Genomic DNA, 23,765 nt, shown 5'->3' on the forward strand with positions numbered 1-23,765 from the left:
CTTGCCCGCTGGACAGGTGAAGACAATCAAAACAATAGTAACACAAATCAAGAACAAACGGTACTGCGCGATCGAAATTCAACGGGGAAACTCCCGTATATTTTCGCCCCCGAACTCCACCCTAACCTTAGAACATCATCTTCAGCGTTTATGCCCAAAGGAGGAAATGATCGAGTGCGCCGCAACGCCATTGTAGGCTTACTATTCACCGCGGGGATCGCCCTGATGATCGCTCCGCTGATCGCGCCGCCCAAGACGGCCAAGTCCCCCGCCCCGAGTCCGAGTCCGGCTTCGTACCGATCGGAACAGCGGGTCCTGACGCCCCAGCAGGAGCATTCGTACAAGCAGATGAGCATCCAGCGCGACATGGACGCTTCCGAGAAGCTGTGCCGGCTCGACTGCTCCAGGGACGTTCACAAGTTCGTCGCCGAGCACGACCGCATTCCGACCGCCGACCGCGCCTCCCACCTGAAGCAGATCGTTGCCGAGCATCCTCACATGGTTCGGGTCGAATGGGTTCGGGACGGAGTGCCCGTGCGGGAAGGCGATGCGAAGGAGGAGCTGCTGAAGCTTGCCGCTTCGGACCTGGCCAAGGCGGAGACCGCCCTCAAGACGGGCAAGGGCTATGAGTCGGCATCCTTCAAGTACGACGGCAAGAGCCACTTCGTCATCGCGGTTCCGGATGAGAGCGCAGGCGGAGACGGCGTCGTCGCGCTCGTCTGCACGGACATCGTCCAGGAGGTGGAACGGCACCAGCGCCGCAACCTCCGCGTCGTTCCTTATCCGGCGGAAGGCCGCTACCGCCTCGAGTCGGTCATTCCGGGAACGAATAAGGATACGACCGTTCGCACGGGCGAGGACAACGGCAATGCCAGCCATTATGCGGTCGACGAGATCGTCGTGAAGTTCCGCAAGCCGCTTGAGGATCGCGAGCTGCTGAAGCTTCGCAAGGAGCTGGACCTGACGGTTGTCCGGCACCGCGGCCAGACGTACCTGTTCCGCTCGAAGAGCCGCAGCATGGATGAACTGAAGCATTATTTCACAGCCAAGTGGAACCCGATCTTCGCCGAACCGCATTATTTGTATCTGACGAACGTGGCGAACAAGACGAACGAGACGAATAAGACCGATAAGACGAATGCGATTATCGTTCCGAACGACACCTTGTATTCCGATTACCAATGGAATCTGCCGGAGATCGCGACCGAACAAGGCTGGACCGTGACCCGCGGCGCGAACGACATCGTCGTGGCCGTCGTCGATACGGGTGTACAGCTCGACCATCCCGATCTTCAGGGACGGCTCGTGGAGGGCAGGAACATCATCGACCCGACGTCCGAGCCGCTCGACGATGTCGGCCACGGCACGCATGTCGCGGGCATTATCGCCGCCAAGGTCAACAACAATGAAGGCATTGCCGGAATGACCTGGGAGACGAAAATCATGCCCGTCAAGGTGCTCGACAGCACGGGAGCCGGGACAACGTATTCCGTGGCGGAAGGCATCATCTGGGCGACGGACCACGGTGCGAACGTCATCAACATGAGCCTGGGCAACTACGCATCGGCGGAATTCCTGCACGATGCGGTGAAGTACGCGCACGACAAGGGCGTCGTGCTGGTCGCCGCCAGCGGCAACGACAACACCGACCGCCCCGGCTACCCTGCCGCCTATCCGGAAGTGTTCGCCGTCGCCGCCACGAACGAAGACGAATCGAAGGCCGAATATTCCAATTACGGCGATTACATCGACGTCGCCGCTCCCGGCACTTCGATTGCCAGCACGTACCCGGGCAGCCGTTATGCGGCGCTGTCCGGAACGTCCATGGCGAGCCCGCACGTCGCCGCGCTCGCCTCCCTCGTTCGCGCGGCGAACCCGTCGCTGACGAACGAGCAGGTCATGGAGCTGCTGCGAAGCACGGCCAAGGACCTTGGCTCCAGAGGCCGGGACAACGAATTCGGCTACGGACAGATCGACGCGGGCGCCGCCGTCGCTGCGGCGGGCTCGCAGCCGGGCAGCGCGAGCGGCACGGCCGGCACCGCCGCCGAGCTCGAAGCGCCTGGCGGCGGCACGCTGCGGCTGTATCCGCAGCGAATCAAGCGCGAGGTCGAGGAGCTGCTGCGACGCTCGATCCGCTGATTCGGCTCCCGGTCTGTTGATTCGGCGCGAACCGGAGGTTAATGGCTGAGAGAGCCCGAAGAGGGAATGGATGGCGCGCTTGCCCGTCAAGCGCCTCCTCCTCGTGGGGCTTTTTGCTTTTGATTTTTGCTTTTGGCCTAGCTCGCTCCACTAACGGTTGCTCCGCCGCCACGAATACCATTTTTCACATATAAATCCTTCAGACACGGCCATCGACGTCCCGAGCCCGAGCACTCGCCGACTCTGGCAGACTGTGGAAGTGTCGCTTTTTCTTCATGCTTTTTTAAGCTTTTGCCTGTACAATGGAGGAAGCTATGTCCTTATGGCAATATGTCGACGGAAGGGAAGAGAATCCTTGCAACAGAAATCGCAGAAAAAAGCCGAGGAAAGAAAAAGGAAAGAACAACTAAAGAAACAGAAGCAGCAACGAATGAGAATCATCATGTGGGCGACCGCCGCCGCCTTCGTCGTCCTGATTGCCCTTCTTATCATTTTCAAGCCGGCGGACAAGCCGCTGGCCTTGGATTATGACAACGCTCCTCTCCTGGGGTCGGAGGACGCTCCGGTCAAGCTCGCCGAATTCGGGGACTTCAAGTGTCCGGCTTGCCAATACTTTACCCTGAACGTTCTGCCCGAGATTCAGGAGAAGTACATCGACACCGGCAAGGTCTCGCTCTCCTTCTTCAACTATACGATCATCACCGGGTCCGGTCCGGCCGCCTTGGCCGCGCAATCGGTCTATCACCAGAACAACGACGCATTCTGGACGTACTACGAGGCGCTGTACAAGAATCAGCCCGACGAATCGATCGACTGGGCGACGACCGACTACCTCGTCGATCTGGCGAAGTCGCTCGAGCTTGACATCGATTACGACCTGCTGAAGTCCGACATCGACAACAAGACGTATCAGGACGTTATCGACAAGCAGAATAATCTTGCCCGTTCGGAGCAGTTCCCGGGAACTCCCGCCGTCCTCGTGGACGGGGAACGGCTCGATGACAGCGTCTCGCTCGACCCGGCCAAGTTCCTGCAACGAATTGAAGAGGCGGTCGCGGCCGCCGAATAGAAGAACTCTTGATGCTGCACAAAAGAACTCTTTAATGAGAGAACGCTTGACGGAGGAATGACGCGTGGCTACCGCAATTCGCAATTACGGGCTGTATCTCGCCTGGGTCGTCTCGCTGGCGGCGACCGGAGGAAGCTTGTTCCTCAGCGAAGTAATGCACTATGTTCCCTGCGATCTGTGCTGGTATCAACGGATCTTGATGTATCCGCTGGTGCTGTTGCTCGGGCGGGCCGCCCTTAAGGACGATCGCCGAATCGTCGGGTATGCCCTTCCGCTGAGCATCATCGGCGGTCTGATCTCCATCTACCATTACGCGGAGCAGAAGGTGCCCGGCTTCAGCGGTGTCGTCCCCTGCCGCTCCGGCGTGCCCTGCAACAAGGATTACTTGGATTGGTTCGGCTTCATCACCATTCCGCTTCTCGCGCTGATCGCCTTCGCCATGATCGCCGCCCTGCTGATCGCAGTGAAGACCGGAGCCAATAACGCCGAGACGGAAGAAGATTAAACTCCGCTGAAGAAGGATGCTGCGGATGCCGATTCACAATGTCTAACCAAACATAAAGCGCAAGCACAAAGCGGCCGCCCCTGAGTCTAGACTCAAGGGCGGCCGCTTGTCGGAAAGCTTGCCGTAAGCCGGGTTCTGTACTTCCGGTGGTAGCGCGGACCGGGCGGTCCTCCCACGGATGGAAGCGACAATCATCTTTCTAGGCCGAACGTTGCCGAACGGCTCAAGCGACCTACCCGAACGCACCCCGGGCAAGGGCTGCGGCCTCGAAGGCCGCCGCGTTCCTCTTCGGTCTTGCTCCAGATGGGGTTTACCAGGCGCATGGTCGCCCATGCCCCTCGTGGTCTCTTACACCACGGTTCCACCCTTGCCTGATACTTATTCCCCACAAAGTGACGGTAAGCTTCGAAGCTTATTCCGATTACTTTGCGGGGGCCCCAAACCAGTTGGGAATAAGTCCATCGGCGGTCCATTTCTGTGGCACTATCCTTCGGCTCGCGCCGACTGGACGTTATCCAGCATCCTGCCCTGTGGAGCCCGGACTTTCCTCTCGCGGCTCGCGCCGCCAGCGATTGTCTGTCAAACTTCCCGATGCGCAACGTCTAGTATACATGGAATCGTCCCGAATGACAAACGGGAATGCATTCCTTACTTCAACCGGAACGGTTCGGTGTCGATCCTCGAAGCGATGACTTCGGTCTCGTAGCCTTGCTCGCGCAACCGAAGCTGCAGCCACTCGGCCAGCTTCGGCTTCATGATCTTCTCCGCGTTGTGGCCGGGGTCCACGATCGCCAGCCCCATCGCCTCCGCATCCTGCGCGGTGTGGTAATCGATGTCGCCGGTCACGAGCACGTCGGCCCCGGCGAACCTGGCATGGCCGATATAACGCGATCCCGAGCCGCCCAGCACCGCAACCTTGCGAATCGGCCGATCTCCGCGCCCTACGACGCGTACGAACGGAACTTGCAGCGCCTGCTTGACCCGCTCCGCGAATTCGTCCAGACTCTCCGGCTCAGGCAACGCACCGACGCGGCCAAGGCCGAACGTCCTTCCCTTCAGATCCATCGGGTACAGATCGTAGGCCACCTCTTCGTACGGGTGCGCCTTCAGCATCGCCCGGACGACCGCCTTGCGGACGCTGTCCGGAACGACCGTCTCGATGCGCACCTCGGCAACCGACTCGCGCTTGCCGGGCTTGCCGATGAACGGCTCTGCCCCTTCGCGCGGAAGGAACGTGCCCGTTCCTTCGACGTTGAAGCTGCAATCGCTGTAGTTGCCGATCCAGCCGGCGCCGGCGCCGAACAGAGCCGCCCTCACCGCTTCCGCATGCTCCTGCGGCACGAAGACAACCAGCTTGAACAGCTTGTCGGTATGCACTTCCTCCAGCACGCCGCGCCCTTCCAGGCCAAGCGCCTCCGCCATCCAGTCGTTCATGCCGCCGTCCGCGGTATCGAGGTTCGTATGGGCGACGTACACGGCGATATCGTGGCGAAGAAGACTCGCCATAAGCGCTCCGGACGGCGTGTCCGTCTGCAGATGCTTCAGCGGGCGGTAGATCGGCGCGTGGTGCGCGACAATCAGCTCGGCCCCGAGCGCCGCCGCTTCTTCCGCAACCTCGGCGTTGACGTCAAGGGCGACGAGCACCCTCTTCACTTCCTTGCGAACCGATCCGACCTGCAGGCCGATGCGGTCGTCCGGCACCGCGTAATGCTTCGGTGCCAGCTTCTCCACATACTGAACTATCGTCTCTCCTCGGGCAAACACGCCAGCACCTCCCTGATGAGACCGCTTATGCTCTCCCATTCCTTCGCTTTCTCCGCAGCCTCCGGTTGACTCGACTTGCGCAACTGCGCAAGAATCGTCTCGCGCTTGGCCAGCTCGCGGTCCCACTTGCCGCGGAACTCCTCCGTCGGAGCGCGCAGCAGCAGCGGCCCCATCTCGAGCAGCAGCGACTCCGGAATTCGTGCGAGACAAGGAGCGAGCGGCGATTGCGCGTACAGCTCGGCCAGCCTTGCGCTTGCCTCTTCGGCGCCTACTCGCTCCGCCTTCAGCATCGTATAATATTCCCCGTCCTCGAACAGAATGCGCTCCTGAACAAGAACGTAGCCGTTCTCGTTCAGCCAACGGCGAACCTGATCCTCCGCCACATGCGGCGAGAGCACGAGCGTCGTCACGGAATCAAGCGCCGCCCCCCCGTCCTCGAGCAGGCGAACCATGAGGCTGCCGCCCATGCCGGCGATAACGACCGTATCCGCCTCGCCCGGCTTCAGCACGGAGAGCCCATCCCCGTGCCGGACGGAGACGACGTTCTCCAGGCCGGCGGAAGCCACCTGCCGCTTGGCCGCTTCCACGGGCCCCTTATGCACGTCCCCGGCGACCGCCGAAGCAATTCGCCCCGCGCTCGCCAGATAGACCGGCAGCAGCGCGTGGTCGGTCCCAATGTCGGCGAAGCGGGCTCCTTCCGGCACCCAGTCGGCCAGCGCCGCCAGTCGGCGGGATAATTTGAAGCTGGAAGTCCCGTTCGTTCTCGAATCCATTCGTTAAACAACCCATTCCATCCATTTTTTTCTGAAGCGATAGAGCAGGACGCCGAGCAACAGCGCCTTGACGGCCCATTCGGCGATCATGAACGCTCCCTTGACGCCGAGCAGCGCGGAGTAGAGCTCCGGCATGAACCAGAGCACAAGCGCCGTGGCGAACAGAACGCCTCCCGCCGTCTTTATCTTCGCATGCGCGAACCAGCTCAGCCACCCGAACAGCAGCGAAGCCGGAAGCCAATAGAGCTGAATCTCGCCCCACGACGGATCGGACGTATGCCGCCAGAGCAGGCCGGCGTAGAGCGCGATAACGGCCATCCAGCCCGCCCAATGCAGCAGCCCGAGCCGCAGCGTAATGCCGCATGCGATCCAGACGAGAGCGCAGATGCCGATCAGCAGCAGCGGCCCCGAGCCGCCCGTCCAGCCATGAAGCTCAAGCAAGGAGATGCCCGTCGAGACAAGATATAGCACACCGAGGAACGCAAGCAGATAAGCCCGCTTCGGCAGCCGCTCCCTCCACCAGGCGCTCCCGACGACAAAGCCGCATGTGCCGAGGCCGATCAGGGCGATTTGCAATAGGAGGGGAAACACGCTAAAATGAAGTACGATCAAACACAGACTTACAAATATTCCAAATACAAGGAACCAGCTTCGGCCCGAGGCGCCTTCGATCCGATGCATGGCGGCTCCGACAAGCCCTTTGGGGCGATCGGTTAAATCATCCAAATATAAATTTTGCAGGAAATCGCAATAGTGATCGGGAAGCATCTTCCCGCGCCGCCAAGCTTCGATCTCGTTAACGATCAGCTTCTTCTTCTCTTCGTCTAACATTGACATAAACGACTGCTCCTCTCGCCGATAGGGAACAAAAAGACCTCCAACCGTCTCGGCAGAAGGTCTCCTGAACAGGTTAATACCTGTATCGGCTTATTCGAGGAAATCTTTTAGTCGTTTGCTGCGGCTTGGGTGACGAAGCTTGCGAAGCGCCTTCGCCTCGATCTGACGAATCCGTTCGCGGGTCACTCCGAATACCTTGCCCACTTCTTCCAGTGTACGGGTGCGCCCGTCGTCAAGACCGAATCGCAGCCGAAGCACATTCTCTTCTCTCTCGGTCAACGTGTCCAGCACATCTTCCAATTGTTCCTTAAGCAGCTCGTAAGCAGCGGCATCCGCCGGGGCCAACGCTTCCTGATCCTCGATGAAGTCGCCCAGGTGGGAGTCGTCCTCTTCCCCGATCGGCGTCTCCAGGGACACGGGCTCCTGCGCGATCTTCATGATCTCGCGGACCTTGTCGACGCTAAGCTCCATCTGCTCGGCGATCTCTTCCGGCGTCGGTTCGCGTCCAAGCTCCTGCAGAAGCTGGCGGGATACCCGGATCAGCTTGTTGATCGTCTCCACCATATGAACCGGAATCCGGATCGTGCGCGCCTGGTCGGCGATCGCGCGGGTGATCGCTTGGCGAATCCACCAGGTCGCGTAGGTGCTGAACTTATAGCCCTTCGTATGGTCGAACTTCTCGACGGCCTTAAGCAAGCCCATGTTCCCTTCCTGAATCAGGTCGAGGAAGAGCATGCCTCGTCCGACGTACCGCTTCGCGATGCTGACGACGAGACGCAGATTCGCTTCCGCCAGCCGCTTCTTCGCTTCTTCGCCGTCGTAGCCGCCGATCTCGATCTTCTTCGCCAGCTCGACTTCGTCGTCGGCTCCGAGCAGCGGGACTCGTCCGATCTCCTTAAGGTACATCCGAACCGGATCGTTGATCTTGATGCCGGGCGGCAAGCTCAGGTCGTCGTCGAAGTTGAATTCGTCGTGTCCTTCCTCGTCGTTGCTGCGTCCGAGTTCGTCGTGATCGTTCACGACCTCGATGCCGATGTCGGCAAGCTGCTCGAAGAATTCGTCGATTTGGTCCGTATCTTGATCGTAAGGAGAGAGCTTCTCCATGATGTCTTTATAAGTCAGGGAACCCTTCTTCTTCCCCTGCTCCATTAATTGAGCCTTGACCTGCTCGAGCGTCAGCTCCGTCTCAAGCCCCGTGTGTTGATCGTTCGCCATTACCGACTCCCTCCTCCCCGGAACTCAAGCAGCCGATTGCTACTTCCGCTTCTTCTCCAGGGCGATAATCTCTGTTCCGATTTGTGCCGCAAGCATGATGTCGCCAGCGCGCTCCGCGCGCAGCAGTTCTTCTTTAAGCCGGTCGATGTCGCGGGACAGCGAAGCCTGGCCGATCGTGCGCAGACAATCCTTCAGCACTCTCTCATCGAATGGAGTGTCTTCCAGCGCGATCGCGCTTGCCAGCCGCTCCAGCCGATCGTTCTGCAGAAACGCGATAAACCTGCCGACATCCGGATCGTTGCCTTGCGAATAATAAGTATATAAATAAGCAGCGAGCGCTGCGTGATCCTCGATATGAAACCGATCGCCCAGCTCGTCTTGGACCAGAAGGGCCGTCTCCGCATCCAGCATCATCCAGTTGAGCAACTGCTTCTCGGCTTGCATGTAAGCCGGTTCGAGAGCGGGATGCCGGGATGAGGCCGAAGTTCTCTTGTCATTCCATACATTATTCCACGATCCGTCCGGAATATCCCCGGAGGCGCCCAATTTCTCTTGACGGCGAATCTCCGCCGCCTCCTGCTTGAGCGTATCCAGCGATACGTCGAACTCCTGCGCCAGTTCCTTGAGGTACATCTCCCGCTCCGTCGGGGATTCCCGCCTTGCGATAAGCTTCACCGCGCCTCGCAGATAACGGATCTTCCCTTCTTCTTCTAGGAGTATATGGGATTTCCTCAGATAGATGAGTTGAAATTTGACCGTCGACGCGGCGCCTTCGATGATCTCCCTCATGAACGCTTCCGGCCCGTTCTCGGTAATATACTCGTCCGGGTCCCTGCCCTTGGGCAGCAGCCCGACCCGCACCCGAAGACCCGCTTCCTCGAGAATCGGAATGCTCTTCTGGACCGCCGCCTGGCCTGCGTCGTCCCCGTCGTAGCATAAGATCGCCTCGTCCGCGAATCGCCTGAGCACCGCCGCATGCTCGGCGGTCAATGCCGTGCCCATCGTCGCGACGCCGTTCGCGACACCGGCCGACCAGGCTTTGATGACGTCGACGTAACCTTCGAACAGCACCACCTGCTTCAGCTTGCGAACGAAGCCCCTCGCCTCGGACAGACGGTAGAGCGTGCGGCTCTTGTTGAACAGCAGCGTCTCCGGCGAGTTCATGTACTTCGGCTGCCCGGCCGACATCAGCCGTCCCGCGAACGCGATGATCTTGCCGTCCGAGCCGTGGATCGGGAACATCACCCGATCCCGGAACCGGTCGACGAAGCCGTCTCCTTCCTGCCGCTTCAGCAGCAAGCCGCCCCGCTCCATCTCGGCCAAGTCGAACTCGTTGCGCGACAGTTGCTGCGTCAACGTGTCCCACCTCGAAGGCGCATAGCCGATGCCGAATTCCTCGATCAGCTTGTCCGTGAAGCCGCGGGACCGAAGATAGTCCATCGCGGGAGCCCCCGCGGCCGTATTGCGCAGAATGTAGCGATACAGCTTCGCCGCGTAAGCATTCGCTTCATATAGAGTATCCTTCTCCCGCTGTCTGGGAGATATCTCCTCCGCTTCCTTCGAGAGCGTCCACGTGACCGGAATTCCGGCTTCCTCCGCGAGCCGCCGCACCGCTTCCGGGAACGTCTCGTTCTCGATCTCCATAACGAACTTGATGGCGGTGCCGCCCTTGCCGCAGCCGTAGCAATGGAATATCTGCTTCTCCGGCGTCACCGTGAAGGAAGGCGTCTTCTCCGAATGGAACGGACACAATCCCTTCAGGTACTTCCCTTGCTTGGTCAAATGAACATACCGTCCGACCGTCTCCGCAATGTCGTTGCGCTTCAGCACTTCATCGATGACTTCCTGCGGGATCATTCCATTGTTCATTCCTGCTTCACCTTCTTATACGATACCCGATCGCGAAAGTTCCTTCGCCTCGGCGAATCGACGGAGCACGCCGCTTCTCCTTCAGGGGGCAGGCGACAGCTTTAGACACAACCCGATAGTATAATTCGCTAAAGATTCGGATTCTCCTGCAACTCTTCGAGCAGAAATGTCAGTTCTTGACGAAATCGCTCGCGATCCTCGTCCGTGAACGCTCGAGGCCCCCTCGTTCTGGCCCCTCCTCGCCGCAGCTTGGCGGAATGATGACGCTGCGCCAGCAGACCGTCGATATCCGCTTCCGTGATCTGCGTCCCCCTGGGCGTCAGCACCGCCGCTCCGCGCGCAAGGCCGAGCGCCGCCAAGCCGTAATCGCCGGTGACAAGAACATCCGCCTTGCGGAGCACGTTCGCGATATACAGATCGGCCGCCTGGCTGCTCGAATCCACCGTGACGATCTCGACCGACGGCTCCGCGGCGAGAAAGTGCGCATACGAAGACACCATAAGCGCAGTCGCGCCCAAGCTTCTTACCGTCTGGGCAATCTCGGCCTTGACCGGACAAGCATCGCCATCCACCACAACCCGATTCCTAAGCGGGAACATCCGACATCACCACGTGATCTGAGCCTTTGTTTGCCGTAATATTATATACGCTAACTCGATTCAAAATCCTGCCTGCGTCCCATTAAATTTTCAAATGATATACCTTATACCTGTCATTGTCAAGACTTCAGCCACAAAAATGTCGAATTTATGGCAATTGTTCCCTTTGCCCCCACATACGAACAACCAGCCATTCCTCGGCGGGAATGGCTGGGGAAATGACCGATTTCGGCATAAGACATCATTTCTGGAAGTGTTCGAGGATCAAGCTGGCCGTCTCCTCGACGGCTTTGTTCGAGACGTCGATGACGACGCAGCCGATCTTCTTCATGATCTGATTCGCGAACTCCAGCTCCTGCTCGATCCGCGTCAGCGTCGCGTAGGAGGCGGAATCGGGCAGACCGAGCGCCTTGAGCCGTTCCTTGCGAATCGCATTCAGCGCCTCGGTGCGGATCGTGAGGCCGATAACCTTCTTGGGATTCACGAGGAACAGCTCTCTGGGCGGAACCAGCTCCGGAACGAGAGGCACGTTGGCGACTTTGAACGTCTTGTGCGCAAGCACCATCGAGAGAGGCGTCTTGGACGTTCGCGACACTCCGGTCAGCACGATGTCCGCCTTGCCGATGCCGGTCACATCGCGCGCGTCGTCGTATCTCACGGCGAATTCGACGGCTTCCACCTTGCGGAAGTAGCTGGCGTCGAGCACGTGGTTCAGCCCCGGCTCGTGCCGGGAAGGCCGTTCGAACCTTCGCTCCATGTTCTCGATCAGCGGGCCGAGCAGGTCGATCGCGACGACGTTCTTCTCGATCGCCTTCTCGGTCATATGATTGCGCAGGTTCGGAATAACAAGCGTGAACAGCAGAATCGCATGGTCCTTGACCGCCATGTCCAGAACCGCGTCGATCGCCTCGCACGATTGAATGAAGCCGATCCGGCGAATCTGCACCTGAAGCGGGTGGAACTGGGCGGCCGCCGCGCGGACCGCCAGCTCGCCGGTATCGCCGGCGGAATCGGAAGCGACATACACCGTAATGCTATCAGCGCTCATTCGGCATCCCCCTCTCGAACGATCGAATTAGCCAATCAGCCTACCCACTTGGAGAAGTCGGCGAACGACTTCACATCGTCGGCGATCAGCGCGAGGAGCGACAGGCGATTGCTGCGGATCGCTTCATCCTCGGCCATGACCATAACCGCCTCGAAGAACGCCGAGATCGGACCGGTCAGCGCGGCGAGCGAAGCCAATCCTTCCGCCAGCTTCGCTTCCGCGAACGCAAGAACGTACTCTCCGTGCGCCCTCTGCCAAGCTTCGTAGAGCGCTCCTTCCGCGGCGTTCTCGAACAGCTTGACGTCTACCTGGCGGGATTCTCCCGCCTTGGCGGCCAAATTCGAGACGCGGTTAAACGCTTCGACCGTCGGCTGGAACTTCTCCGCGCGGCCTTCCGCCGTCTCGGCCTGCAACGCCTTCGCGCGCAGAATCGCGCGGCCGACGTCGCCCGAGCCCGCGCTGAGCACGGCGTCCACCACATCGTAACGGATCTGCTGCTCCGCAAGCACGTTCTTGATGCGCAGCGCGAAGAATTCGCCCAGATCCTTCTCGACGTCGTAGGCTTCGCGCTTCAGCGGACGGGCCTCGGCGTGAACTTCGAGCGCCAGGCGGAACAGCTCCGGCAGCGTCAGCTCAAGCCCGTGCGCGAGAATCGTGGACACGACGCCCGCCGCCTGGCGGCGCAGCGCGTACGGGTCCTGGGAGCCCGTCGGCACGATGCCGATCGAGAAGCAGCCCGCGATCGTGTCGATCTTGTCGGCGATGCCGACGAGCGCTCCGACAAGCGAAGCCGGCGGCGTGTCGCCCGCGTTGCGCGGCGAGTAATGCTCGTTGATCGCCTTCGCGACCTCCGGGTTCTCTCCCGCCTTAAGCGCGTAGTCCTCGCCCATGATTCCTTGCAGCTCGGGGAACTCGTACACCATCTGGGTCACGAGGTCAAACTTGCACAGCTCGGCGGTCCGCGCAACGTTCGCTTGAACGGCCTCGTCCGCGTTCAGCTTGCGGGCCAGCTTCGTCGCAACGGCGACGATCCGGCGCACCTTGTCGCCCACCGTGCCGAGCTCCTCGTGATAAACGATGTTCTCCAGCTTCGCCAGGAAGTCGGGAATGCGTCCCTTCTGGTCTTCCTCGTAGAAGAACTTGGCGTCCGACAGGCGGGCGCGGAGCACCTTCTCGTTGCCCTTCGCGACAACCTCGATCGAACGGGCATCGCCGTTGCGCACCGTGACGAAGAACGGCTGAAGCTTGCCCGCCTTGTCGAGAACCGGGAAGTAGCGCTGATGCTCGCGCATCGACGTGATCAGCACTTCCTGCGGAATGTTCAGGAACGAAGGATCGAAGGAGCCGGTCAGCACGGTCGGCGTCTCCACGAGGAAAAGAACCTCCTCCAGCAGGTCGTCCTTGACCGCAATCGTCCAATCGCGCGCTTCGGCCAGCTTGTTGATGCCGGCCAGAATGGCTTCCTTGCGCTCTTCGATATCCGCAATCACGTTCTGTTCGCGAAGCTTCTCCACATATTGCGAAGGCTCGGCGATCGTTGCGTCCGTGCCGAGGAAGCGATGGCCGCGGGTGATGTTGCCGGATGCGACGCCGGTAATCTCGAACGGTACGACGTCGCTGCCGTACAGCGCCGCGAGCCAGCGAATCGGACGCACGTAGCGAAGCTCGTAAGCGCCCCAGCGCATGTTCTTCGGGAACGTCAGCGACGTAACGAGCGCAGGAAGCGCTTCGGGCAGCAGGCTTGCCGTCTCGACGCCGATGCTCGACTTGTTCGCATAGACGTATTCGACGCCGCCGAGCTCCTTGAAGAACAGAGCTTCCGGCTCGGCGCCCTGGCTTCTCGCGAAGCCGAGCGCAGCCTTCGTCCATTGTCCGTCCGCATCCTTGGCGATCCTGCGCGCCGGGCCTTTCACCTCTTCGCTGACATCGGCTTGCTTCTCCGCAAGCCCCGCGACGATAACGGCCAGGCGGCGGGGAGTCGCGTAGGCTCTGACTTCCGCATATGTCAAGCGGCTCTCGCCGAGCCACTTCTCCGTCTTGTCCTTCAATTGATCGATCGCCGCTCGAACGAAGCGAGCCGGCACCTCTTCAAGACCGATCTCGAGCAAGAGATCCTTAGCCATGTTGCTCCTCTCCTTTCTTCAGCAGCGGGAATCCGAGACGCTCGCGCTCCTGCAGGAACGTCGCCGCCACCGAACGCGCCAGGTTGCGGACGCGGCCGATATAGCCGGTGCGCTCCGTTACGCTGATCGCCCCGCGCGCATCGAGCAGGTTGAACGTATGCGAGCACTTCAGCACGTAATCGTAAGCCGGGAACACGAGGTTCTCGTCCATCGCCCGCTTCGCCTCCGCCTCGTACGTGGAGAACAGTTGGAACAGCATCGGAACGTCCGACACCTCGAACGTATACTTGGAATGCTCGTACTCGGGATGCTTAAAGACGTCGCCGTAGCTGACCCCTTCCACCCATTCGAGGTCGAACACATTTTCTTTATCCTGAATATAGGAAGCGAGACGCTCCATCCCGTACGTAATCTCCACCGCGACCGGATGGCAGTCGATGCCGCCGACCTGCTGGAAGTAAGTGAACTGCGTCACCTCCATGCCGTCGAGCCACACTTCCCAGCCCAGTCCCCAAGCCCCCAGCGTCGGGGATTCCCAGTTGTCTTCCACGAAGCGAATGTCGTGATCGAGCGGCTCGATGCCAAGGCGGCGCAAGCTCTCGAGGTAGAGCTCCTGGATGTTGTCCGGAGACGGCTTCATGATGACCTGGAACTGGTGGTGCTGGTACAGCCGGTTCGGATTCTCGCCGTAGCGTCCGTCCGCCGGACGGCGGGACGGCTCCACATAGGCGACGTTCCACGGCTCCGGTCCGATCGTGCGCAGGAACGTCATCGGATTCATCGTGCCGGCGCCCTTCTCGACGTCGTACGGTTGGACAACGATGCAGTTCTGTTCGGCCCAGAATTGCTGCAGCGTCAATGTCATTTGTTGAAAATTCATGGTCCCTCTTCGCTCCTTATCCCTTCGAACGGGCTGAATTGGCGGGCCTGCGAGAGAGGAAGCGACAAAAAGCTCCCGTCTCTACGTCTGCCCCTGCAGACGTAGGGACGGGAGCGTTGCGTTCCCGCGGTTCCACCCTACTTGGCCGTGTCCGTTCGCCGCAGCCGTCTTCGTTCCCGAAGCCGCCGCAAGCCCGTTAGCCGGACTCAGCCCGCTTTTCCCAATGCTCATGGATGCCTCTCCGGAGTTGCCATTCGCCGATCCGTCGCGCCGGGCTTGCACCAATCCCCGACTCGCTGTAGCTGCCAACGGGCAACCGGCTACTCTCTCCTTCGTCGAGCGCGAATCCATTCGTAGACTCTATTGTAACGCAGAGCTAATTCTAGCGCAAGCGCCCCCGGCATGTCAATCCGTTTGCCGCGTCTCAAGCGGCCAGAAGCTCAGCTCGCGCACGCGCGCCTCCCCGCCCTTGGCATAGAGCGCCAGGCCGACGCTGCCCGGATCGGGATAGATCAGATCGGTCAGCGCCGCGACGCCGCCGCCGGCGAACACCTCGACCGAGCAGCGGTCGACGAGAGCCCGCAGGCGAATCGTCCCGTCCGGCTCCGGACGGAGGCGGACGCCGTGGCGGGCGGCGAACGCCTCGCTGAAGCCCGACTCGCCCGCGCGCGTGCGGTCGATGAACAACTCCGCCTCGGCCGTGGCATAGCCGACAAGCGTCTCTTGCGCGTCGTCGGCGGAGCGCCGGAGGGCGAAGCCGAACTCAGCCGCCCCCGATGGCTCGAACACCGCTTCGATCTCGTAGGCGCAGCCCCCGAAGCCGAGCTCGTGCCGGGATTCGCCGGGCACCGCGATCTCCTGCCGCCGTTCCCCCGTCCCGCGCAGCGCCTTCAGCTCCTCAACCGGCCGCTGGCACAGCCGCAGCCCGTCCGCCGTGCTGCGCAGCGTCAGAACGCGGGGAATCGTCATCGCTCCCCTCCATGCTCCGGTCGGCGTAACGTTGGCGTATCTCCAGTTGCTCATCCACCCGATCAGAATCGTGCGGCCGTCCTCCTGCGGAATGTCGGACCAGGTGACGCCGGCATAGTTGTCCCGCCCTTCGTCCAGCCATAGCTGCTCCGCGGACGAGCTGACGAAGGCGGTCCCGTCGAACGATCCAAGGAAGTACTGCGTCTTGGAGCCCTCGGGCAAGCCGTCGCCGATGCTGACGATCAGCACCCAGCTTCCTTCGCGTTCGGCGCCTTCGCCCTCTTCGGCACGTTCGCCATCGTCGGCATTTTCGACATCCTCGGCATCCTCGATATCCTCGCCGTCTTCGTCCACAACCGGCAGCCAGACCAGGTCCGGGCATTCCCACACCCCTTCATGCGAACCCTCGGTGCGGCCGAACTCGCTGGCGAAGGTCCAAGCGAGCAGATTCGGCGACGTATAGAAGCGGACATGATCGCCCGCCGCGATCACCATGACCCAATGCCCGCCCGGCTCGTACCAGATTACCTTCGGGTCCCGGAAGTCGGTCAGCTCCGGCTCGGCCAGCACGGGATTGCCCTCGTACATCGTCCAGGTGCGCCCCCGGTCCGCGCTGAAGCCGACGCTCTGCCGCTGGCGCGGACGCTCCTCCGCCTCCGGCTCCGCGTCCGTTCCGGATGCCGGATACGTATCCGCGTGCGTGAAGATCGCAACGAGCCCCGGATCGCCGCCGAACAGGCCGGACGTGTCGCGGCTGTCCGCCACTGCGGAGCCGGAGAAGATCATCCCGTTGCCATCGGGCTCGAGCGCCACCGGCAGATGCTCCCAGACGACGAGATCGCGGCTCACGGCATGGCCCCAGTGCATCGGCCCCCACTCGCTGCCGTACGGATGATGCTGATAGAATAAATGATATTCGCCTTGGAAAAACACCATGCCGTTCGGATCGTTCATCCAGCGGGAGGGAGGCGTAAAGTGGTAGTGCGGTCTGTATTTATCGTTCAACGAATCGTCCTCCGTACTGTTCAGCAAATCGTCGATCTCCTCCGGAGAGGGCATGGCGGGGATCGCTCCCCGGCGAGTCGTCGCCAGAGCGCCCATCGCATTGGCGTAGCGGCCGATCTCCGCCAGCTTCGCCGCATCCAGCTCGTCGACGGCCATATCCGCCGCCAGCAGACGATGCAGCAGCCCCGCCATGCAGGCGTCGCCGGCGCCGGTCGTGTCGATCGTCTCCGCGCGGAAGCCCGGCACGAACGACTCCGCTTCGCGCGTCCGCAAGTAGCAGCCGCGCGCGCCCAGCGTCACGAGGAGCAGGCGGATGCCCGCATGGCTATGCAGCAGCCGTTCGCCGCCCTCGCGCGGGTCCGCCGTGCCTGTCGCCAGGCGCAGCTCTTCCTCGGACAGCTTCACGATGTCCGCCAGCCCGAGCCCCGCGCGCAGCGCCGCATCGGCCCGCTCCGGCGAATCCCACAGCGCCGGCCTTACATTCGGATCGTACGAGACGAGCGCGCCGGCCCGTCTCGCCCGCCGGGCGGCGTCCAGCGTAATGTCCGCCGCTGCCGCGTCCGTCAGCGACAGCGTGCCGAAGTGGAAGATCCGGCACCCGATCTGCAGCGCGCGCGCCGCGGCTTCCGCCGACAGCAGCGTATCCGCCCCGCGCACGAACCGGAACGCCCTGTCGCCGTCCGCCTCCAGATGCACGAAGGCCATCGTCGTAGAACTCCGGTCCGTCAGCTCCACACTTCCGATTCCGACTCCCGCCTCCTCCAGCACGGCGCGCAGGAAGCGGCCCGACGGATCGTCGCCCGCCGTCCCGATCAGCGCCGTGCGCCGGCCGAGCCGGGCCAGCCCGCACAGCACATTGGCCGGCGCGCCTCCCGGATTATGCTCATAGAGCGGGTATCCCCGCTCCGAACGCCCGGCCGGCGTATAATCGATCAACACCTCGCCGAGCGCGATTACGTCCAGCATGTCTCCACCCACCATCCTGCTTTTGTCTCTTGTCAGCCGAAGGCGCCGCCCATGCGCCGCACGATCAGCCGCTCCACAATCGCGCCGTCCTCGGCGTACAGACGCAGCCCTGCCGCATCCGTCCGCGAAGGATATGCGCGGGTCGTGACGCAACGCCGCCCGTTGAAGTACGCCTCGATCAGCGAACGGTCGACCAGAACGTGCAGCGAGAGCGGCTCGTCGCCGAGCGCAAGCGGTCCCGATTGGATGCCCCGCGTGCGTTCCGACGGGTCCAGCGTCGTCCGCGTGCGGTCAACGCCGATCTCTCCCTTGGCGCGGTCGCAGAACAGCACCGTCTCCTCCGCGCCGTCCGGCGTCCGGCGGACAGCCAGCGCCGCGCGGCCCGAACCGCGCAGCGTCAGCTCGATCTCCAGCATGTCGCCGGCGATGTCCGCCAGTTGCTTGTTCGCCGCTTCCGGCGAGAGACCGCCGATATCGATCAGCACCTCTTCTCGCAGCCGGGCGATCTCCGCAATCGGCGCCACGCCGAGCGTGCCGTCCTCAAGCAGAGTAAGCGATACCGGTATGCCCGCGCCGTGCGACCAGCCGCAATCATAGTCGATCTCCGGCGTGCGCTCGCCCTGCGCAATCGTGAACAGCAGCGAACGCCCCGTCGGCGGATCGACCATCCCGCTCGGCCCGGTAAAGTGGAAGTCGCCGTAATCGACCAGCCTGGGCTCGGCGTGGTCGGGCTCGAAGCGCACCCGCTCCGCATCGTAACGGCCGATCCAGTAGAAGATGTCCGAGCGTGCGCCCGGCCCCCACGGGCTGATGAGCAGAATATGTTTGCCGCTCGGCTCCGGCCCGGATTCGCCCTTGCGGGGCAGCGGCAGCAGCACCGGCAGCTCCCAGGCCGTGCCGAGATACGGATACAGCTCGGGGCTGCTCTCGCAGAACGGGCCGCAAGGCGTCCAGCTCTCCAGATCCTCCGACACGTAAGCGAGCGCCGTGCCGCCCCGGCCCGCAAGGCCGGCGCCCACGAGCATAACCCAGCGGCCGTCCTCCCGCCAGACGAACGGGTCTCTGAACTCGTCCAGCACCGCCTCGCCGCGCTCCAGCGTCAGGACCGGCGCCGGGCGCTTCGCCCACTCGGCCAGCTCCGGGTCGGCCGCATCACGGGGTCGGGCGAGGCCGATCTCCTGGTTGGGCACATGCGCGTTGTTGCCCGCCGTATAGAACAGCACCGGGTGCCCGTTCCCATCCAGCGCGGCGCTGCCGGACCACACGCCGTCCGGATCGATGTCCGGCTCGGGGCGCAGTGCGGGCGGCAGATCCCGCCAATGCGCAAGATCGTCGCTGACGACATGGCCCCAATGCAAATAATGGAAGAACGGCCCCTTCGGATTGAACTGATAGAACAAATGATAGCGTCCTTCATAATAGAAGGGGGCATGAGGCTCGTTCATCCAGTGGCCGGGCGTCGTCACGTGGAACTGCGGCCGGTGCCGGTCGCGGCTGAACATCTCCCGGGGAAGAATGAAGTCCCGCGCCGTCGCCTTAGGAACGGTCCCGCCGCAGCGCGCAAGCCCCTCGTCGTACAGCGCGCCGATCTGAGCCGCGGACAGCGCCCGGTCAAGGATCGACAGCTCGTCCATCCATCCGTCGAAGTGATTCATGAGGAACGCTTCCGCGAGCACCGCCGCCTGATTGTTGCGCCCGATCAGCAGGTCGGCCGGGCATGGCGTCAGCGCGGAGCCGGCCGGCACGTCAAGCGAACCGGCGGGCGCGCCGTTCAGGTACAGCCGCAGGCGTCCCGCTTCGCCGTCGAACGTCGCGGCCAGATGGCTCCAGGTGTTCAGCGGCACGGACGCGTCCGGCTCGCACCACAGCTCGGTCCAGCCCCCGGCCAGTCCGAGCTGCAGCGTCCAAGCGCCGTGCCGCCCGATGCCGAGCAGATAACCCTCAGCCCGCTGTCGATCATGCCGGTTGACGATCGTGGACGGCCGTCCCTCGGCGCACAGATCGTACGTGCCGGGCGCGACCCAGACGGAGATCGTCAGCCCGCCGGACGGCTGCCGAAGCTGCGCTCCGGGCACGCGGATATGCGTGGAATAGCCGTCGAACACGAGCGCCGCGCCGCCGATGCCGGGCCGCCATCTCGGCGGCTGGGGCGGCTGGCTGCGCCCGGCGGCCAGCGCGAAGGCGATCCGGTGAAGCTCGCCCGAGACGGACTCGCGCGTCAGATCGCCTTCGCCCTCGTCGAACGGCCAGCGGGCAATCTCGTCCGGCGCCCCGATTCGATGCATTGTCATTGCGTTTCGCTCCCTTGCCTTGGCCTTGGCCGGCCGCTGGTTCCGGCGGCCGATTCCTTCGCTGCGGCTTTATTGCTGCGCCGCCACATAACGGTCATACCCATCCTGATACACCTTCATCAGCTCGTCCAGCCCCATCTTCTTCAGCTTGGAGACGTAGTCGTCCCAATCGCCGTCGGTGACGCCGTTCAGCAGGAACTTGGCGCGCATCGAATTGGTGTACGTCTGCAACTCCGGCTTGATGCTGTCGATCGTCGCCAGCTCCTCGTCCGTGAAGAAGATGTTCGAGTACTTCTCCGTTTGCATCTGCGGAACATAAATATTGGCGATATCGTCCATCCGCTGTTGGGCGCGCTCCTCCGGCGCGACGACCGTCTTGAAGTCGTCGCCGGTGATGACCCCGGCGCCGCCGAGCGCGACCTTCTGGCGGTATTCGCCCGGATTGTCGATGTCGGTCTTCTGGACGTACTTGCCGCTTGCGTCCTGATCGAACCAGACGCCCACCGGCCCCCAGCGCACCTCGGCCGCCGTATGCGGTTCATAGAGATTGTCGAGCCACTGGGCGGTCAGCTCGGGGTGCTTGTTGTCCTTGGTGATAACCGCGCCGCCGCGTCCGAGCGCGGAGCCGTTGTTCCACTTGACGACCATGTCCTTGAACGGCGGAACGATCGGGTAATGCGCATCGCGGTCGGCGACGACGTCCGTGTGATCCCACCAGAGGAAGGAACCCATAATTTCCGGATCGTTTTTCCCCTTGGCAAAATATTGAGTCACATCCTGCGTCAGCGACTCCTTGTCGATCAGCCCTTCCTCGACCCACTGGTGGAAGTACGCGAGCGCCTGCTTGTAGCCGTCCTGCTCGGCCGCATACGACACCTTGCCGCCGTCGACGTTCAGGTGCTCGGCATAAGCGTTCGATCCCGGCTGATACGTCTTGTCCGGAACGCCGAAGGCGCCGAACAGATAGCCGATGTCTCCCGTCCAATAAGCGTTCATGAAGGTCAGCGGAATCTCGTCCGCCTTCTTGTTGCCGTTCGGGTCCTGCGTCTTGAACGCCTTCAGCACGTCGTGATATTCCTCGAGCGTCGTCGGCATCTGCAGGTTCAGCTTGGTAAGCCAGTCCTGGTTGATGTAGAGGAAGTCCGGATTCGCGCCGATCTCCTCCTGCCCGGAGCCGAGCTCCTCGCCGACCGGCAGCGAGTAGATGTTGCCGTCCGGTGCGGTCACGAGTGCTTTGATGTCGGGGCGCTTCTCGAAGAGCGCTTTCAGATTCGGCATGTATTCGTCGATATAGTCGTTAAACGGTACAATCGTGCCGTCCTTGCCGTACTTGATCAGCTCCGAGTCGGAGAAGCCCGAATTCAGGAAGAAGTCCGGCAGGCTGCCGCTGGTGATGAGCAGGTTCTTCTTCTCCTGATAATCGGTGTCTACGATCGTCTCCCAATCGATATGCACATTGGTCGCCGTCTCGAGCTTCTTGGCCATCTCCATCTCGTTGAAGTCGCTCGGCGCCAGCGCCGGACGCTGCGTCACCGCCTTAAGCGTCACCTGCTCCGGCAGCGGGAACGTCTGCGCGCCGCCCGCAGAGGCGCCGGAGTCGGCGCTTCCGGACGGGCTGGCGCTCCGGTCCGCGTCGTCGTTGCCGTTATTCGAACAAGCTCCCAGCCACAAGGCCGAAGTCAGTGCCAATGTCGATAATACCGCTGCTCTTTTTCTCATTTCGTTAACCCTCCCGTAAAGTTTGTTCCCTTTTCCGCTAGCTTGCCATATAATGCCGATTCGCAACGCCGATTCGCTCCGGTTCCGGAAGCGGCCCTCACCTCCTTCAAGCGCCCGCTGCGCCGATCACCCCTTCACGGAGCCGACCATGACTCCCTTGACGAAGTAACGCTGCAGGAACGGGTACAGCACGAGCAGCGGCAAGGCCGCCACGATAATGACCCCGAACTTGATAAGCTCGGTCACCCGCTGCTTGGCCAGCAGCGTATCGACGTCGTTGACCAGATTGCCGGACGGCTGGCTCTGGATCAGAATATTGCGAAGCACGAGCTGCAGCGGGTACTTGTCCCCGTCGCTCAGATAGATCAACGCGTCGAAAAACCCGTTCCATTGACGCACGACCGCGAACAGCACCAGCACGGCGATGATCGGCTTGGATACCGGCAGCACGATGCTGAAGAGGTAGCGCAGATTGCGGCAGCCGTCGATCGCCGCCGCTTCCCGCAGCTCCTCGGGCAGCTCCTGGAAGAACGTCTTGGCGATGATGATCAGGAATGCGTCCACCGCGGACGGCAGAATGACGGCCCACATCGAATCGATCAGGTGGATGTCCTTCATCATCAGGTAGGTCGGAATGATGCCGCCGTTGAAGAACAGCGTGACGAGGAAGAAGAACATGAACCCGCCGCGCCCGTAGAAGTCCTTCCGCGACAGCGGGTACGCCGCCGCGATGACCAGCGCCGTGCTGATGAAGGCGCTGATCGCCGCATACAGAATCGAGTTCCGGTAGCCGATCCAGATGGTCGGCTCGTGGAAGATCCGGCGGTAGCCGTCGAACGTGATGCCGCGCGGCCAGAACCAGACATCGCCGGAGAAGATGCGGTCCGGGCTGCTGATCGAAGCGATGACGACGAAGTAGAGCGGGTACAGAATCATCAGCGTGAAGCCGCCGAGAAATAAGTAATTGATCAGGTCGAACCAGATATCGCCCTTTGTTCTTCTGGTGAGCATAAGGTCCTCCTCCTTTGCGCTAGAACAGTCCGTTTCCGCTTATTTTTTTGGCCGATCTGTTAACGATGTAGAGAAGGACCAGATTGATCGCCGCGTTGAACAGGCCGATGGCCGCCGAGAAGCTGTATTGCGCACGCTGGATGCCGATCTTGTAGACGTAGGTCGGAATAATCTCGGACACGTCCACGTTCAGATCCTTCTGCAGCAGGAACGCCTTCTCGAACCCGATGTTCATCAGATTGCCGACCGCCAGAATAAACAGGACAACGATTGTCGGCGCGATGCCCGGCAGGTCGATGTGCAGGATGCGCTTCCATTTGCTGGCGCCGTCGACGACCGCCGCCTCGTGCAGATGCGGATCGATGCCCGCAAGCGCGGCGAGGTAGACGATCGACGAGAAGCCCGTCTCTTGCCATACCGAGGAGAAGATGTACATCGGCCTGAACCACGCGGATTCGCCGGCGAACAGAATCGGCTCCCCGCCGAACAGCTTGATGACCTGGTTGACCAGTCCGCTCGAGGGCGACAGGAAGACATACAGCATGCCGACAAGCACAATCGTCGAGATGAAGTAAGGCGCGTAGATCGTCGTCTGGATGAAGCGCTTCAGCCGCTGCTGCCGAAGCTGATTAAGCATGAGCGCAACAAAGATCGGGATGGGAAAAGCGATTGCGAGATTCAGCCCGCTCAGGTACACCGTGTTGCGGATAATCTGCCAGAAGTTGTAGGCGTCGAAGAAACGCTTGAAGTGATCGAAGCCGACCCAGGGGCTGCCCCAGATGCCTTGCGATGCGGAGAAGTCCTTGAAGGCGATCTGCACGCCGTACATCGGCCAATACTTGAAGATAAGGAAGTAGACGACGGGGAACGAGATCAGCAAGTACAACTCGTAATTCGCCCTCACCCGCTTCAGGCGGCCGCGTCCTGCCGCAGGGATCGCTTCCCGTTTTTTCGCAACCATCATGATGACCTCCCAAACCGAT

Annotated in this window: 18 protein-coding genes and 1 other RNA gene; 3 read left to right on the forward strand and 16 right to left on the reverse strand. The window is 61.8% G+C overall.

Annotated features, from left to right (window positions below):
- Positions 1-174 precede the first annotated feature (174 nt).
- The 3 genes from E6C55_RS21470 to E6C55_RS21480 all read left to right on the forward strand — a co-directional run bounded on the left by E6C55_RS21470 (position 175) and on the right by E6C55_RS21480 (position 3,713).
- Positions 175-2,139 carry a S8 family peptidase gene (locus tag E6C55_RS21470; RefSeq protein WP_230986795.1) on the forward strand — a complete coding sequence of 655 codons (1,965 nt, stop codon included), beginning with the start codon at positions 175-177 and terminating at the stop codon, positions 2,137-2,139.
- A gap of 430 nt (positions 2,140-2,569) precedes the next feature.
- Positions 2,570-3,208: a DsbA family protein gene (locus tag E6C55_RS21475; RefSeq protein WP_168735793.1), complete on the forward strand. Its 639-nt coding sequence runs from the start codon at positions 2,570-2,572 to the stop codon at positions 3,206-3,208.
- A 64-nt stretch (positions 3,209-3,272) separates the two neighbouring features.
- Complete coding sequence (locus tag E6C55_RS21480) at positions 3,273-3,713, forward strand: disulfide oxidoreductase (RefSeq protein ID WP_136371879.1); 441 nt, start codon at positions 3,273-3,275, stop codon at positions 3,711-3,713.
- Between the two features lie 109 nt (positions 3,714-3,822).
- On the opposite strand, the gene rnpB is transcribed toward E6C55_RS21480, so the two are convergent.
- The 16 genes from rnpB to E6C55_RS21555 all read right to left on the reverse strand — a co-directional run bounded on the left by rnpB (position 3,823) and on the right by E6C55_RS21555 (position 23,746).
- Positions 3,823-4,301: RNase P RNA component class A (gene rnpB, locus E6C55_RS21485), an RNA gene on the reverse strand.
- A gap of 60 nt (positions 4,302-4,361) precedes the next feature.
- On the reverse strand, positions 4,362-5,477 hold the full coding sequence (locus tag E6C55_RS21490; protein WP_136371880.1) for a Nif3-like dinuclear metal center hexameric protein: 1,116 nt from the start codon (positions 5,475-5,477) through the stop codon (positions 4,362-4,364).
- Entirely contained in the window at positions 5,453-6,250 is a 798-nt protein-coding gene (locus E6C55_RS21495) for a tRNA (adenine(22)-N(1))-methyltransferase (protein ID WP_136371881.1), read from the reverse strand. Before E6C55_RS21495 ends, E6C55_RS21490 begins: the two co-directional genes overlap by 25 nt.
- 3 nt (positions 6,251-6,253) lie before the next feature.
- On the reverse strand, positions 6,254-7,087 hold the full coding sequence (locus E6C55_RS21500) for a hypothetical protein (protein WP_136371882.1): 834 nt from the start codon (positions 7,085-7,087) through the stop codon (positions 6,254-6,256).
- A gap of 90 nt (positions 7,088-7,177) precedes the next feature.
- Positions 7,178-8,302 (reverse strand): RNA polymerase sigma factor RpoD, encoded by a 1,125-nt coding sequence (gene rpoD / locus E6C55_RS21505; RefSeq protein ID WP_136371883.1) that lies wholly within the window; start codon positions 8,300-8,302, stop codon positions 7,178-7,180.
- Positions 8,303-8,341: 39 nt separating this feature from the next.
- Positions 8,342-10,171 (reverse strand): DNA primase, encoded by a 1,830-nt coding sequence (gene dnaG, locus E6C55_RS21510; RefSeq protein WP_136371884.1) that lies wholly within the window; start codon positions 10,169-10,171, stop codon positions 8,342-8,344.
- 128 nt (positions 10,172-10,299) lie between these two features.
- Positions 10,300-10,770 (reverse strand): YaiI/YqxD family protein, encoded by a 471-nt coding sequence (locus tag E6C55_RS21515; protein WP_136371885.1) that lies wholly within the window; start codon positions 10,768-10,770, stop codon positions 10,300-10,302.
- Between the two features lie 241 nt (positions 10,771-11,011).
- Positions 11,012-11,818 (reverse strand): pyruvate, water dikinase regulatory protein, encoded by an 807-nt coding sequence (locus E6C55_RS21520; RefSeq protein WP_136371886.1) that lies wholly within the window; start codon positions 11,816-11,818, stop codon positions 11,012-11,014.
- Between the two features lie 35 nt (positions 11,819-11,853).
- Positions 11,854-13,941 carry a glycine--tRNA ligase subunit beta gene (gene glyS / locus E6C55_RS21525; protein ID WP_136371887.1) on the reverse strand — a complete coding sequence of 696 codons (2,088 nt, stop codon included), beginning with the start codon at positions 13,939-13,941 and terminating at the stop codon, positions 11,854-11,856.
- The gene (gene glyQ, locus E6C55_RS21530; protein ID WP_136371888.1) at positions 13,934-14,821 is read right to left on the reverse strand and encodes a glycine--tRNA ligase subunit alpha; all 888 of its coding nucleotides are present in this window, start codon (positions 14,819-14,821) and stop codon (positions 13,934-13,936) included. The genes glyS and glyQ overlap by 8 nt, the downstream gene beginning before the upstream one ends.
- Before the next feature lie 81 nt (positions 14,822-14,902).
- Positions 14,903-15,052: a hypothetical protein gene (locus E6C55_RS33915; protein ID WP_168735794.1), complete on the reverse strand. Its 150-nt coding sequence runs from the start codon at positions 15,050-15,052 to the stop codon at positions 14,903-14,905.
- Between the two features lie 174 nt (positions 15,053-15,226).
- Positions 15,227-17,761: a PfkB family carbohydrate kinase gene (locus E6C55_RS34245; protein ID WP_211093624.1), complete on the reverse strand. Its 2,535-nt coding sequence runs from the start codon at positions 17,759-17,761 to the stop codon at positions 15,227-15,229.
- Positions 17,762-17,793: 32 nt separating this feature from the next.
- Complete coding sequence (locus E6C55_RS21540; RefSeq protein ID WP_230986796.1) at positions 17,794-20,052, reverse strand: GH32 C-terminal domain-containing protein; 2,259 nt, start codon at positions 20,050-20,052, stop codon at positions 17,794-17,796.
- A 69-nt stretch (positions 20,053-20,121) separates the two neighbouring features.
- A complete protein-coding gene (locus tag E6C55_RS21545) occupies positions 20,122-21,771 on the reverse strand; it encodes an extracellular solute-binding protein (RefSeq protein ID WP_136371889.1) in 1,650 nt (549 codons plus the stop codon).
- A gap of 126 nt (positions 21,772-21,897) precedes the next feature.
- Positions 21,898-22,782: a carbohydrate ABC transporter permease gene (locus E6C55_RS21550; protein WP_136371890.1), complete on the reverse strand. Its 885-nt coding sequence runs from the start codon at positions 22,780-22,782 to the stop codon at positions 21,898-21,900.
- Positions 22,783-22,801: 19 nt separating this feature from the next.
- Complete coding sequence (locus E6C55_RS21555) at positions 22,802-23,746, reverse strand: ABC transporter permease (protein ID WP_136371891.1); 945 nt, start codon at positions 23,744-23,746, stop codon at positions 22,802-22,804.
- Positions 23,747-23,765 lie beyond the last annotated feature (19 nt).

Source organism: Cohnella fermenti (assembly GCF_004801405.1).
Lineage (GTDB): Bacteria > Bacillota > Bacilli > Paenibacillales > Paenibacillaceae > Cohnella > Cohnella fermenti.

What these genes read in the sequence shown, in the direction of transcription:
- E6C55_RS21475 (WP_168735793.1), top strand. Translation starts at nt 2,570, where the DNA reads ATGAGAATCATCATGTGGGCGACCGCCGCCGCCTTCGTCGTCCTGATT.
- E6C55_RS21495 (WP_136371881.1), bottom strand. Translation starts at nt 6,250, where the DNA reads ATGGATTCGAGAACGAACGGGACTTCCAGCTTCAAATTATCCCGCCGA.
- E6C55_RS21500 (WP_136371882.1), bottom strand. Translation starts at nt 7,087, where the DNA reads ATGTCAATGTTAGACGAAGAGAAGAAGAAGCTGATCGTTAACGAGATC.
- rpoD (WP_136371883.1), bottom strand. Translation starts at nt 8,302, where the DNA reads ATGGCGAACGATCAACACACGGGGCTTGAGACGGAGCTGACGCTCGAG.
- dnaG (WP_136371884.1), bottom strand. Translation starts at nt 10,171, where the DNA reads ATGAACAATGGAATGATCCCGCAGGAAGTCATCGATGAAGTGCTGAAG.
- E6C55_RS21515 (WP_136371885.1), bottom strand. Translation starts at nt 10,770, where the DNA reads ATGTTCCCGCTTAGGAATCGGGTTGTGGTGGATGGCGATGCTTGTCCG.
- E6C55_RS21520 (WP_136371886.1), bottom strand. Translation starts at nt 11,818, where the DNA reads ATGAGCGCTGATAGCATTACGGTGTATGTCGCTTCCGATTCCGCCGGC.
- glyS (WP_136371887.1), bottom strand. Translation starts at nt 13,941, where the DNA reads ATGGCTAAGGATCTCTTGCTCGAGATCGGTCTTGAAGAGGTGCCGGCT.
- glyQ (WP_136371888.1), bottom strand. Translation starts at nt 14,821, where the DNA reads ATGAATTTTCAACAAATGACATTGACGCTGCAGCAATTCTGGGCCGAA.
- E6C55_RS33915 (WP_168735794.1), bottom strand. Translation starts at nt 15,052, where the DNA reads ATGAGCATTGGGAAAAGCGGGCTGAGTCCGGCTAACGGGCTTGCGGCG.
- E6C55_RS34245 (WP_211093624.1), bottom strand. Translation starts at nt 17,761, where the DNA reads ATGCTGGACGTAATCGCGCTCGGCGAGGTGTTGATCGATTATACGCCG.
- E6C55_RS21540 (WP_230986796.1), bottom strand. Translation starts at nt 20,052, where the DNA reads ATGACAATGCATCGAATCGGGGCGCCGGACGAGATTGCCCGCTGGCCG.
- E6C55_RS21545 (WP_136371889.1), bottom strand. Translation starts at nt 21,771, where the DNA reads ATGAGAAAAAGAGCAGCGGTATTATCGACATTGGCACTGACTTCGGCC.
- E6C55_RS21550 (WP_136371890.1), bottom strand. Translation starts at nt 22,782, where the DNA reads ATGCTCACCAGAAGAACAAAGGGCGATATCTGGTTCGACCTGATCAAT.
- E6C55_RS21555 (WP_136371891.1), bottom strand. Translation starts at nt 23,746, where the DNA reads ATGATGGTTGCGAAAAAACGGGAAGCGATCCCTGCGGCAGGACGCGGC.